We start from the raw sequence: 14,346 nt of genomic DNA on the forward strand, positions 1-14,346 counted from the left end.
AATCAAAGAATAATAAATTGCATGATTTTTTTGATAAAATGGTTGTAAAAAGACATCAATTTTATATAAGAATTAACATAAACTTAATTTTAATTGAATAGTAAGTAAAAACCTTTAATATGTTAAATATTCAAAGAAACACTGCTTTTTGTGCGGTTTTTAGGGTAAAATGGAACATGATTTATAATTATTGGAATTTTATTAATATAAGTATTGCGAATTTTTAATCAGTTTTATGCCATGTTATTAAAGAGAACAAACTGCTGTTTTTTTTAGTAATAAAAATTTAATAACAAACAATTCAAACAACTAAACTATGAGAAAAAACATTAGAAATTTATGAGCACATTAAGCAACAATTTTTAAACAAGTAAGAACAATCAACTAATTTTAATAAACCAAAAAAGTATGAATAAAATTTATTCTTTAATTTATCCATTGCGAACTTGTAAAGCTAAAAGCAGTAGGGTAATTAAATCAATAGTAGTATGCTCCTTTTTTATATTTAAAGGCTATGCGGGTTCAAAAACTTCAGTGTATGCTTCAGATTTTAAAGCGATAGAAAGTAATGAAGTGAGCAGTAGTTTTGAACAAACAGAAATTACAGGAACAGTACAAGATGGGCAAGGGGTGCCACTTCCCGGTGTAAATATATTAGTAAAAGGAACTAATAGAGGGGTACAAACAGATTTTGATGGTAATTTTGCAGTAGTTGCTGCCAAAGGCGATGTACTTGTGTTATCATATATAGGTTTTAAAAAGCAAGAATTGGTAATAGGTAACTTTTCAAGCATTAACGTAACCATGACTGAAGATCTTGCCGCACTGGATGAGGTTGTGGTAGTAGGTTTTGGTACGCAAACTAAAGAGGCTTTAGTAGGATCTATAACAACTGTTAAACCAGAAGATTTAAAAATACCATCCAGTAACTTAACAACCTCTTTTGCAGGTCGTGTACCAGGTGTTATTGCGTTTCAAAGTTCTGGTGAACCTGGAGGTGGTTCTGATAATGCCGAATTTTTTATTAGAGGAGCAACAACTTTTGGGCAATATGCTTCGCCATTAATATTAATAGATAATATTGAGTTAACAGCCGACGATTTAGCAAGAATTTCTCCAGATGATATTGAAAGTTTTTCTGTATTTAAAGATGCAACAGCAACCGCAATTTATGGGGCAAGAGGAGCAAATGGTGTTATTTCTGTTAAAACTAAATCAGGTGAGATAGGGAAACCTAGAGTATCTGTTAGGTATGAAACGACGTACTCTCAAGCTACGCAAAACTTAGATATTGCAGATCCATATACCTATATGAAATTGCATATGGAGGCTGTAAGAACAAGAAATGCTTCGCCAAATAGAAGTTTTCCATTGCCTTACTTACAAAATAAAATCGATAATACCCTTGCAGGTACTAATCCTTATGTGTATCCAGTTACCGATTGGCAAGATGAGTTATTACAAGATTTTACTAAAAACCAAAGATTAAATTTTAGTGTGTCTGGTGGTGGTAAAGTAGCAAGATATTATGTGTCAGGTTCTGTGTCTCAAGATAATGGGATACTTAAGGTTGATGATCAAGCTAACTTTAACAACAATATAGATAATAAGGTTTATAACTTAAGGTCTAATATCAATATTGATTTAACACCTACTACGGAGTTAATTGTACAATTAAACCAAACGGTAGATGATTATGTAGGGCCTGTACCTACTGGAAATCAGGTGTATAACATGATTAATAGAACTAACCCAGTGAGATTCCCTGCGTATTATGCGCCAGATGAAGCTAATGAATTTACAGAGCATCTTTTATTTGGTAATGTTGAAGAAGATGGAACTTTAGCCAATTATATAAATCCTTATGCTGAATTAGTAAGGGGGTATCGCGAATATAGTAGATCTGTAAGTTTATTAAGTTTACAGGTTAAACAAGATTTAAGCGGTATTACTGAAGGTTTACGTTGGAGAGCTCTAGGTAATGTTACTAATACATCTTCATATAATAAAAGAAGAGAATATGATCCTTTTTATTATTCTATTAACGATCAAGATTATAATAGAATTGAGGATACTTATATATTAAATCCATTAAATCCTAATGGTGGTACGGAGTATTTAGATTTTATACCAACCGGAAGTACTGCTACTAGAAATATTTATTTTGAAACGGCATTAAATTATGACAGAACATTTAACGAGAAACATTCTGTTAGCGGACTTTTAGTAGGTATTGCTAGAGAATCTGTTTTAGACAACGTGACTTCTTTACAGCAATCCTTACCAAGTAGAAATATTGGTGTATCTGGTCGTTTTACTTACGATTTTGATAGACGTTATTTTATAGAAGGAAACTTTGGTTATAACGGGTCTGAGCGTTTTGCTGAGAAAAACAGATTTGGATTCTTTCCATCTGTTGGTGCTGCATGGGTAATTTCAAACGAAAGTTGGTTTGAGGATAATATTGATGTAATTAGCAGATTAAAACTTAGAGGATCTTATGGTGTAGTAGGTAACGCAAACATAGGTAGCAGAAACGATCGTTTCTTTTATTTATCAGATGTTAATTTAAATAATGGTGGAGCCGGTGCAACATTCGGAACTTTTGGGCAAGAATCAAGCGCAGGGGTTACTATTAATAGATATGAGAACCCTTTTATTTCATGGGAAAGAGCTTATAAGCAAAATTATGGTCTAGAATTAAACTTCCTTAAAGATGCCATTCAATTCCAAGCAGAGTATTTCTCACAAAAAACAACCGACATCTTACAAACACGTGCTGATATTCCAAGTTTCTTAGGTTTACAAGCACAACCAGTAGCTAATGTAGGTGAAGGAAAATCTAATGGTTATGAATTTACATTATTAGTAAACCATACTTTTAATAAAGATTGGTGGTTACAAGCTACAGCTAACTTTGTAAAAACAAGTAGTGAATACACAATTTATGAAGAACCAGACTTATCTGCAACGCCATGGTTGTCTAAAATAGGTAATCCTTTTAATCAAGCTTATGGTTTGGTGGCTGAGCGTTTATTTGTTGATGATGCCGATGTGGCCAATTCCCCAGAACAACAGTTTGGAGAAGTTATGGCTGGAGATATTAAATATACCGATATAAATGGTGATGGTATTGTATCTAGTTTAGATATTGTCCCTATTGGAGAACCTACGCAAGCCGAGGTAAGTTATGGTTTTGGTTTTTCTGTTGGGTATAAAAATTTCGACGTTTCAGCATTTTTTGCAGGTTTAGATAATGTATCCTTTTTTATAGATTCAGAGAAATTATCTCCTTTTGCTGATACGGATGCAAGTGGCGATTACTTATCAGGATCAGTAGCCGAAAATCAAATATTACAAGCTTTTGCCGATAGTCATTGGTCTGAAGCAAATCAAGATCTTTACGCGTTATGGCCTCGTTTATCAGACTATGCTGTGGAGAACAATACACAACAAAGTAGTTGGTGGATGCGCGATGGTGCATTTATGAGACTTAAATCTTTAGAGATAGGGTACAATTTCAAGCCAGAAAATGGTGCAGTATTTGGACAAGCTAATGTACGTTTGTATCTTAGTGGAACAAATTTAGTGCACTGGAGTAAGTTTAAACTTTGGGATCCTGAATTAAGAGGTAATGGATTAAATTATCCACTACAAAAAACTGTTAATATAGGAGCTAGAGTTAATTTATAAAAAAAAAGAAATATGAAAACAAAAATAAAATATTATATAACATCAATGGCATTGGTGTTAACAATGTCCTGTAGTGATTATATAGACGTTGTGCCAGATAATGTTGCCACATTCGATTTGGTATTTAATAACCGAGTTAATGCCAAACAATTCTTTTATACATTGTATGGTTACTTACCACATTTTGCAAATAAAAATAGTAATATAGGATTAATTTCTGGCGATGAAGCATGGACACATTGGACCAATTGGCCTGGGCAAAATATATCTCAAGGGTTACAAAATGTTACTAGTCCACTTTTTAATCAATGGGGTGGAGAGCCACATGTTGCACTTAGGGATTGTAACATTTTTATAAATAGACTTCATGAGGTAAGAGATATGACCGATGAAGAAAAAACAAGATGGATTGCAGAAGCTAAATTTTTAAAAGCTTATTTCCATTTCCATTTATTAAGAATGTACGGTCCTATTCCTATTATTGATGAAAATATTGAAGTTAGCGAAAGTGTACTTGATGTGCGTATTGAAAGAGATTCTGTTGATGATGTGGTAAGTTATATTACCTCAGTTTTAGATGAATCAATAGCAGATTTACCTTCAGAAATTGTTGCGGATGCAGAAGAGTTAGGTCGTGCTACAAAGCCAATCGCAGCCATGTTAAAAGCAAAAGTATTAGCCTATGCAGCAAGTCCTTTATTTAACGGAAACTCGATTTATGCTACGTGGACCAATATTGCAGGAGAACCATATATCAACCAAACTTATGATGCAAATAAATGGCAATTAGCGGCCGATGCTTGTAAAGAAGCTATAGATTTAGCACACGATGGTGGGCATTCATTATATGAGTTTACAACAGGGTTTAGTCTTTCAGAAGAAACCAAAACAAAAATGAACTTAAGAGAAGCTATTACTGATGATTGGAATGTAGAGACCATTTGGGGCCAAAGAAACCCAACTACCTCTGGTATCCAGTACGATGCTTTTGTTAGGGTAGATCCAAACTTTGTTGGTATTACTGCAGGGCAAGTAGGTTCTTTTTACGAAGTGCCGTTGCACATAGCAGAAATGTTTTATTCTAAAAATGGTGTTCCAATTAATGAAGATAATTCTTATAATTATGCAAACAGATATGAATTAACTGTTGGAGACGAAGCGAATAAGTTTTATGTTAAAGAGGGGTATCAAACCGTTGGATTGCATTTAAACAGAGAGCCTAGATTTTATGCATCAGTAGCAGGCGATGGTATTTTATCTTATGATAAAAACAATGAATCTGATGATACAGCACTATATCATGTGGACTCGAAAGCTGGTGGCGTTTCTGGAGCAAATACCGAGGGTAAATTTAATAGAACAGGATATTGGGCTAAAAAATTAATCAATTGGGAATCTGTTTTAACTTATGATAATTTCCCGGCTATACAATATACTTGGCCAGTGTATAGATTATCAGATTTGTATTTATTATATGCAGAGTGTTTAAATGAAGCGGCAGGTCCATCTTCAGAAGTATTTACGTATCTTGATCTTGTAAGAGAACGATCTGGTTTAGATGGTGTTGAAGCCTCTTGGGCAGCATATTCAACTAACCCATCAAAGCCTAGTTCTAAAGATGGTTTAAGAGAAATTATTCACCAAGAACGTTTAATCGAATTAGCTTTTGAAGGTCATCGTTTTTGGGATTTAAGAAGATGGTTTAAAGCGCATTTAATGTTAAATGACTTGTCTATAAAAGGTTGGGATATGACTAAATCTAATCCAGACGTGTACTACAATCAAGTAGAATATGGTATTGCCAAATTTTCAATTAAAGATTATTTCTGGCCAATATCAGAGTATGATATATTGAGAAACCCTAATTTAAATCAGGCTTTTGGATGGTAGTTTCCACGGTATTAATAACTAAATAAGTAAGAAATTATGAGAAAATATTTAAAATTATTTATTATGCTTTTGGGCATAGCAACTATAAGTAGTTGCGATGAAGATCAAGCTGGGCCGTTAGTAAAGGATAATGGTGTAGCTCCTGGTGTTGTTGTTTTAAATAGCAATGCCGTTAGAAACTTTGCGGGCGGGTCCGAGATAACCTATAATCTTCCTGATGATAAGGATGTTTTATATGTACTGGGAGAATATAAACGTAATGATAACGCGGAAGTGGTTAACGTAAAATCTTCTGTGTTTAATAATAGCTTAATAGTTGAGGGCTTTGCAGAAGAAGCAGAGTACGAAGTGAATTTATATGCTGTAGATCAATCTGGAAATAAATCAGATCCTACTTCTGTTACTATTAATCCAGGGAGACCATCTTATTTAGATGTTTGCGAATCTATTACTGCCGAACCAACTTTTGGTGGGCTTAATGTGTCTTGGGAAAATCCTGAGGGAGGATTAACTATTGTTGAATTGTATTCAGTTAATGAAACAGGTAGTTTAATTTTTCAAGATCTTTTACGTTCTGAGTCTCCTTTTGGTACAGGTCAAATTTTAGGATTACCTGCCGAAGAAACCGATTTTGTATTTATTGTAAAAGATGGATTCGGAAATCAATGTAATAGAGTTGAGTTTACAACAACACCGTTATACATAGAAGTATTTGATAGAGCTAAAATTAGAGGGGTATTACAACCTTACGATCAAACAAATGCTTATACCGGTTGGGAACTAAATAAACTTTATGATGGTGGTATAGGAAACAATGGATTTCATACCGTAGCTATTTCACAATCAGCAGACCCAGACCCAGTATTACCTTACTACCAAGGGCATGAAGTTAATGGTGCGGCTTACAGGGTGCCTTTATTTACTTTAGATCTTGGTGGTTTAAATCAGGTATATAGATTTACATATTGGCCAAGGGTAAATTATGAGTGGAGACATGGTTCTCCTAAAGTGTTTGATTTATGGGGTTCTGATAAATTAAATGCCGATGGTAGTTTAGATGGATGGACGCTTTTACTTGATCAAGCAGTAGTAGTGAAGCCGTCTGGTAACGAATGTGATAATGGCAACAATACAGAAGAAGACATGGCCTTTGCAAATGCAGGTATTAGTTTTGATATTTCGCCAGAAATGCCAAAGGTGCGTTACATCAGATTTGCTCAAAGAGAAGCCCAAAACTGTATTAGTACTTTATTACACATTAGTGAAATACAATTTAGTGGAGATAATAGATAAAACTTAAATTAAAAATATTAGAATTTATGATTAATAATTTAAAGAAAAAGTCCGCTAAAGCGTTGGTGTTTGGTGTGCTTGCTTCCATAATTTTGTGTTTCTCTTGCGAGAATACAGATTTGGTTGAAACATTCGATCAGTACATTCCTGAAAGTGTAGTAAGTTTAGCAATGCCTGATTCAGTAGCGGTAGTGCAAACCGATTATAATAAAGTCTTATTTAAGGTGTATGTTAATTCAGACCCTAAAATAAAAAAAGTTGTTGTTGCCTTATTTGATGACGATACAACTGATGACGATGATAAAATAGTTACAACAATTGATGTTAATAGAACCATTTATCAACCAGAAATTTATGAGGTAGAATTGGATTTACCAGAAGGTGGAAATGAATATTTTATCCATATTGAAGATTCTGAGGGTAAACAATCTATAAAGTATGATGTTTTTGGAAGCGTTTTAGGCGATGCGTTTAAAGAATCTTTACAAGCGAGACAAAATACTGGAGCTACCATATATTCTGACTCTGAAGCAATCATTAATTGGACTTCAAACAGAGATACTAATGATGATGGAGATATAATCATTAAAAACAATTTATTAATTAAAACCGAGATAAGTTATACAAGTAGTGTAGATGGCTCAGAATTAACTATTGTGGTTGATGAGTCTGAAGATGCGACGATAATACCAGATTTTATCTCAGAAGGTACGTATACTTACACAACTTTTTATAAAGTAGATGTAGATTCACCTTATGTATTTGAAAGTAACCCTACCGAAGGAACCTTTCCAGTAAAAATATAAACATTAATAGTGTTTATTAAGTTTAAAAAACTCCCAAGACCTAGTCTTGGGAGTTTTTGTTTTTTTAATCTTTAGTTTTTAAAGTTTGAATTAAGCCTATCTAAAAATATTATTGTTTAAAACCATTTTGTTAATAGTAAATTTTATTAAAATGGCTAGATAAATATAAAAGCTATAATTTTTAGGTGAAATCTAAGGTTTAAATATGAAAATGAGTGCACTTTTATAGCATTTGGTTAATGATTTATATTTTAAGGGGTACTGTTTTATTAATTTAGATGCAAATAATTAATTAATCTAAACTTTATTTATTATGAGAAAAAAATTACAATTGTCAATTACTAATTCCCTTAAAGCTTTATGCTTAGGTTTATTTTTTATGTCAGGTATAACGTCTCATGCACAATGTGATACAGATGAATTTTTGGCAAATACGTCTCATACGGTTGCCGGAAACACGCATTCTATGACTTTTGAGGAAACAGGAGCTGGTCTTCGTGACGAAGGTGCAAATCTTGGTTATATCAACGATACCAATTGGGTAATGTATGCAGGTATGGATATTACTTGTGCTAATAGTGTTGATTTTGGGTATGGAACTAAAAAAGATAACGGTGGATATATTGAGATTAGAATGGGTGCTATGCCTAATCCTGATGATGTTGCAGCGTCTGTTCTTATTGGGCAAACTGATGAGGTGATAAACAACAATAATTGGGGTAATCAGGCAGTTATTAGTGCTGCTATAGATGCTAGTGCTGCTACTACTAGCGAAAATATATTTTTAGTTTTTCGTTCTACGACACCCGGACTAACATCTTTGTTCAATTTGCATACTGTTCAATTTTCTGTTGCCTCTTTATCAGTTAATCATGTTGATGCTATAGATGCGAATATTTACCCAAACCCAACAAAAGGTATAGTTACTGTAGAAAGTAATTTTAACGATACAAAGGTTACGGTTTACGATTTAAACGGAAGATCGCTATTAAAAACAACAAATTCACGTGTAGATATTTCAAAATATGCTGCGGGTATGTATATTTTTAAAGTTGAAACTAGTAATGGGCAAGTAGTTAAACGCATATTGAAAAACTAAAAATAACCAATCAAAATAATTAATTAAAGCCATTTCAATTTAAATTGAAATGGCTTTTTTGTTTGAAAATTTTAGAAAAAAAACAACTAATCATTTGTTTTTTGATTTATATAACTGATTAATAAAGTGCTAAATCGCTGAGGTTTTGATAAATTAAAGGGCAATGAACATAATTTTATAACAACTGGGCAATAAGTTAAAGTTTAATTGTAATAGTATTAACATATTGCAGGAACTAAATTAATTAATTAAAACATGTATTCTTATGAAAAAAACATTACAATTATTTGTTGCCTTAATGGTAACAGCAACAATTACAGCTCAGGATTTTACGGTTGATGATATCAATTATTCAGTATTAGATGGTACTAATGTGACAGTAACAGGTAGTGCATTAGCGGCTGTAGTAATTCCATCTACAGTAGATGATTCAGGTACAACTTATACAGTAACTCAAATTGCCGGAAGTGCTTTTCAGAATAGTACTACAATTAGGTCTGTAGTTACACCTAGTACAATGACAGCATTTGGTGGTAATAATGCTTTTAGAAGCTCTAGTATTACGACTGCTGATTTTTCTGCATCTACTTTCACTGATCTTCCTAATCTTACTTTCAGACTAGCTGCACTTGAAACTATAATTTTACCTGCTTCATGTGATTTTATTGGATTTAATACTTTCAGGCAATGTACAAATTTAACATCATTTACAGTTTTGAACGCTACACCAGCAACTTTAGATAATGCTTTGTTTTCGTTTAATTCTAATGTATCACCAGATGATGGTGGTGATGGTGACGCTGGTACAAATCTATTTAATGCTACTCTAAATGTTCCTTCAGGAGAAGTACCGACTTATAGAAATAATGAATTTTGGGGAAGGATTTTTGGTACTATAACTGATGGTACAGTTACAGATGTATTAAGCACAAGTAGTGCAGAACTAGAATCAGCTTTCAGTTTATTTCCTAATCCAACAAACGGTGTCGTTTCAATAAAAAATGCACAAGTTATAGATGCAACTGTAACAGTTTACGATTTAAACGGTAGAGCTTTATTAAATAAAAACCTAGATAGAACAGAATCAGAAATTAATATTTCAAACTTATCAAATGGTCTTTATATTTTTAGAGTTCAATCTGAAAATGGCGAATTTGTAAAGCGTATTTTAAAGCAATAAGTTGTTTTAAAATAATTTAAATACTAATATTTAAGAAAAGCCGTAACAAAAATTTATTGTTACGGCTTTTTGGTTTTGGCACTTTTAATTTAAACCGTTTTTTTATTTTCACCTTCCAATAGTTCTGCTTACTTGAGTAAAGTTTTGGGGTTTATCTTAAAATTACCACTAAAGAATATGCTTAACCTAAAAAAGGTGGTTTTTTACACCAAATGAACCATTATTTATAGACTATGAATAATCAGTTATAAGTAAAAACTTTAATTTTTATCAACTTGCATTAAGTAAATAATTCCATTTTAATTTTAAATAAAACACATTTCAGGTATTTACAAAACTAACCAAAATGAAAATAAAATCACTTTCAGCCTTTTTAATAACAGCTGTTTTGCCACTATTAATTTTTGCCAATGTATCAGTAAATGCATTATTTACAGACGGTATGGTTATTCAGCGCGACGCCATCGTACCTATTTGGGGTTGGGCAGATGCTAATGAAATTATTACTGTTGAAACAAGTTGGGGAGCATCGGCACAAGTAATTACTAATCCTGAAGGAAATTGGCGTGCCGATATTAAAACGCCAGAAGCTGGTGGGCCACATCAGATAACGGTGTTTTCAAAAAATAAAATAGTAATAAATAATGTATTGTCTGGCGATGTCTGGTTGTGTACAGGACAATCTAACATGGATTTTGCCATGTCTAAGTTTGTAAACAATTCTAGAGAACCTCAATACCAACCTTTAGTTGAGTATATTAGAAATGAAGTTGCCACGGCAAAAGATGATTGGATTAGACACATAGAAGTGCCACAAACCACCTCGCTTTTCGAAAAGCAACAAAATTTTGAAGATACTTGGCGTTCAGTTAATCCAGAAGATATTGGGAAAATAACAGCAACAGGTTACTTTTTTGCTAAAGAATTGCGTAAACATGTAAATGTTCCAATAGGTTTGTTGGAATGCTCTTGGGGAGGAACGCGCGTGCAGCCATGGATTTCTGAAGAAACGTATTTATCCGATAAAAACTTAAAGGATTATTTTGAAGCTAGTCGAACAGAAACTAAGGAGAAAATAGAAAAAATGGATGCCGTAGGTTATGTGGATATCGTTTACGAAAAAGCCCTAGCTAAATGGAACAAAAATGGCAAAAAAGGCAGAAAACCAAAAACTGAAAAACACCCGACCAAAGATATGCAATTGCCGGCAACGCTATACAATGGTATGATTTCAAGTATTCTGCCTTATAAAGTAAAAGGGGCAATTTGGTATCAAGGCGAAAGTAATGCCGTGTTTAAACCTACCGAATATGAATATTATTTAACAACCATGATTAACAATTGGAGAGCCGATTGGCAACAAGGAAATTTTCCGTTTTATTACGTACAATTAGCATCATGTAAACGAGGAGACCAGGAAGCCGATAATGGTTGGGCTACAGTAAACGACCAATTACGTAAAACTTTAAAAGTTTCTAATTCTGGAATGGCAGTCCTTCATGATATTGGTGAGGCTAAAGATATTCACCCGCATAACAAAATGGATGCCGGAAAACGTTTAGCACTTTGGGCATTAAAAAACGATTATAATATTAATATCGATGCTGTTAGCGGTCCGTTATATAAAGCGTATTCAATAAACGGAAATAAAATAACAGTAACGTTTACTGAAGCAGAGTCAGGTTTAATGGTAGCAAATAAACATTTGTTAGACGATGCAGTTGCCGTTAACGAACCTTTAGGGGCTTTCGAAATTCAAGATATAAACGGAAACTGGAAACCGGCAACAGCCAAAATAACAACTTCAAATACCATAGAGGTTTGGAACGATATGGTTACTAATCCGGTTAACGTGCGTTATGCATGGACTGGCACACCTGTAAATGCAAATCTTTATAATAAGGCAGGATTGCCAGCAGCCGTTTTTACCACAGAAAATTAATTTAAGCATAAACATAAGAAATAATTCAATTAATGAAAATCATCAAAAACATAATAGTCTTAATCATTTTTGGAAGTACGTTAGGTCTTTCAGCACAAAAAAACATTCAGGTTGATGTTACGCAACAAGGTGAAAACTTCGATCATTATTGGAGTAAAATGGTTGGCGCAGGTCGTGCTAACGAAGCTTTACGAGCCGGTTGGTTAGAGCAAATGCAGCAAGTACAAGAAAATTGTGGGTTTGAGTATGTGCGTTTTCATGGCTTGTTTCATGATGATATGTTTCCTGTTATTATAGAACGCGGAAAAACCGTTTATAACTGGCAATATATTGACGATGTTTTTGATAGGTTGTTAGATTTAAACGTTAAACCTTTTATAGAATTAGCCTTTTTACCAACAAGTATGGCTGCCGAAAATTCTAAAACAGTGTTTTGGTGGAAAGCAAATATTACACCGGCCGAAGATTCTTTTGAAAAATGGCACGATTTAATAAAAGCATTCACCCAACATTGTGTAGATCGTTATGGCATGGAGGAAGTCTTAACCTGGTATTTTGAGGTTTGGAACGAGCCAAATCTGTATCCGTTATTTTGGGATGGTACAAAATCGCAATATTTTGAGCTGTATAAACAATCGGCCATAGCAGTTAAGTCTGTGGATAGTCGCTTAAAAATTGGAGGACCATCAACAAGTAATTTTGTGCCAGATACTCGTTTTGATGGCGAAACGACTTACGATAAAGCTTCTGATGCGGTTTTTAATACCGATGATATTAACGCATTAGAATGGCATGGCGTATGGATTGAAGATTTCCTTAAATATTGTAAAAAGGAAAAATTACCAGTTGATTTTATTAGTACACATCCATATCCAACCGATTATGCATTTAATCCTGAAACAGGAAAAGGAAAAGGCTTAACTCGTTTTGCTAAATCTTTAAAATTAGATTTAGAATGGCTAAATAAAACCATTGCAGAAAGCGATTATCCAGATGTTGAAATTCATTTAACCGAGTGGAATACTAGCCCAAGTAGTCGTGATGAAATGCACGATAGGTTACCAGCTGCAGCTTATATAGTTAAATCAAATTTAGATTGTATTGGCTTAACAAACTCCTTAGCGTTTTGGACGTTTACCGATATTTTTGAAGAAAAAGGCGGTGCTTCAAGTATATTTCATGGTGGTTTTGGAATGATAAATTACCAAGGATTAGTAAAGCCTTCGTATCACGCGTATAGAATGTTACACGAAATAGGAAACCAAAAGTTATATAAGGACGATTACCTATTCGTAAGTAAAGAAGAGTCAACAGGGAAAATTTCGGCTTTAGCTTATAATTATCCTGAAGAATATGAAAACGCAGTGCCTTTTGGTAGTGATAAACGTGAAAGCGGAACCAATAAAAACTTAGATTTTACTTTAACAGGTTTAAAAGCAGGAACTTTATTTGAAATTGAAATACTAGATAAAGATCACGGAAATATTCATAATTTTTGGGAATCTATGGGGAAACCAGAACCACCAACAAGAGAAGAAATTAAAGTGATGAAAGCTTATGCTAATTCCATGAAAACGGAACATGTAAAAGCCGATAAAAACGGGAATTTAAGTATTAAGCACAATATTACACCATGGAGTTTGGTATTAATTAAACAAGTAAATTAAAATATATAATTATGAAAAATCGTAACCAGTACCTCAGTTTATCACTTGTTTTATTAGCCTGTTTTTCACTTTTGGTTTGCACGTCATGCAATAAGGCTCGAGCTATCGAAATTAAAGGGCAATCTATTAATGGTAAATTAATTTTCGAAGAGAATTTTGATAACGGATTAGATAATTGGCAGGTCGAGCAAATGGAGGGTGGAACAGTTGAAATAAATAAGGGTAAACTTGAAATTGACGATGTAAAAGGTTGTACCGTTTGGTTAAAAGAAAAATTTGAAGGCCCTATTGTTATAAAATACGATGTTTTTATTATTCAAGATGGTGGTGCAAATGATAGGGTATCCGATTTAAACTGCTTTTGGATGGCTACCGATCCTAAAAATCCAGATAATTTATTTGCTAATTCAGAAAAACGAGGCGGTAAATTTTCAAACTACGACGATTTACAATTATACTATATGGGTGTGGGTGGTAATTTTAATAAAACAACACGTTTTCGTCGTTACGTGGGCAATGGAGAACGTCCGTTGCTACCGCATCACGATTTAAGCGACCCTAAATTTATGCTTGAAGCTAATAAAACCTATAATATTAAAATCGTGGCGAATAATGGAGTAATCCAGTATTACAGAGATAATGTATTGTTTGCAGATTTTTTAGATAAAGACCCGTATACCTCTGGGTATTTTGGTTTAAGAACCGTTAAAAATCACATGACGGTCGATAATTTCAAAGTTTATAGTATTGAAAAATAAATCAGCCTGCTTCCATTC

9 protein-coding genes are annotated in these 14,346 nt (G+C 33.4%); all 9 read left to right on the top strand.

All coding sequences use genetic code 11. The annotated features are described in order from the left end of the window. Window positions 1-408: 408 nt before the first annotated feature. The 9 genes from AAFN75_RS11425 to AAFN75_RS11465 all read left to right on the top strand — a co-directional run bounded on the left by AAFN75_RS11425 (window position 409) and on the right by AAFN75_RS11465 (window position 14,328). Window positions 409-3,693, top strand: a complete 3,285-nt coding sequence (locus tag AAFN75_RS11425; protein ID WP_411806436.1) for a SusC/RagA family TonB-linked outer membrane protein — start codon at window positions 409-411, stop codon at window positions 3,691-3,693. Between the two features lie 12 nt (window positions 3,694-3,705). Then, on the top strand, window positions 3,706-5,583 hold the full coding sequence (locus AAFN75_RS11430) for a RagB/SusD family nutrient uptake outer membrane protein (protein ID WP_411806437.1): 1,878 nt from the start codon (window positions 3,706-3,708) through the stop codon (window positions 5,581-5,583). A gap of 36 nt (window positions 5,584-5,619) precedes the next feature. Further along, window positions 5,620-6,876 (top strand): DUF4959 domain-containing protein, encoded by a 1,257-nt coding sequence (locus AAFN75_RS11435; RefSeq protein WP_411806438.1) that lies wholly within the window; start codon window positions 5,620-5,622, stop codon window positions 6,874-6,876. A gap of 26 nt (window positions 6,877-6,902) precedes the next feature. Next, window positions 6,903-7,682 (top strand): DUF4998 domain-containing protein, encoded by a 780-nt coding sequence (locus AAFN75_RS11440; protein WP_411806439.1) that lies wholly within the window; start codon window positions 6,903-6,905, stop codon window positions 7,680-7,682. Between the two features lie 313 nt (window positions 7,683-7,995). Next, a complete protein-coding gene (locus tag AAFN75_RS11445; protein WP_411806440.1) occupies window positions 7,996-8,781 on the top strand; it encodes a T9SS type A sorting domain-containing protein in 786 nt (261 codons plus the stop codon). Between the two features lie 265 nt (window positions 8,782-9,046). Beyond that, a complete protein-coding gene (locus AAFN75_RS11450) occupies window positions 9,047-9,961 on the top strand; it encodes a T9SS type A sorting domain-containing protein (protein ID WP_411806441.1) in 915 nt (304 codons plus the stop codon). 346 nt (window positions 9,962-10,307) lie between these two features. Continuing rightward, a complete protein-coding gene (locus AAFN75_RS11455; protein WP_411806442.1) occupies window positions 10,308-11,903 on the top strand; it encodes a sialate O-acetylesterase in 1,596 nt (531 codons plus the stop codon). 32 nt (window positions 11,904-11,935) lie between these two features. After that, window positions 11,936-13,570 (top strand): GH39 family glycosyl hydrolase, encoded by a 1,635-nt coding sequence (locus AAFN75_RS11460; protein WP_411806443.1) that lies wholly within the window; start codon window positions 11,936-11,938, stop codon window positions 13,568-13,570. An 11-nt stretch (window positions 13,571-13,581) separates the two neighbouring features. After that, window positions 13,582-14,328 carry a DUF6250 domain-containing protein gene (locus AAFN75_RS11465; protein WP_411806444.1) on the top strand — a complete coding sequence of 249 codons (747 nt, stop codon included), beginning with the start codon at window positions 13,582-13,584 and terminating at the stop codon, window positions 14,326-14,328. Window positions 14,329-14,346 lie beyond the last annotated feature (18 nt).

The sequence above is a fragment of the Algibacter sp. AS12 genome (assembly GCF_046736315.1).
Lineage (GTDB): Bacteria > Bacteroidota > Bacteroidia > Flavobacteriales > Flavobacteriaceae > Algibacter_B > Algibacter_B amylolyticus.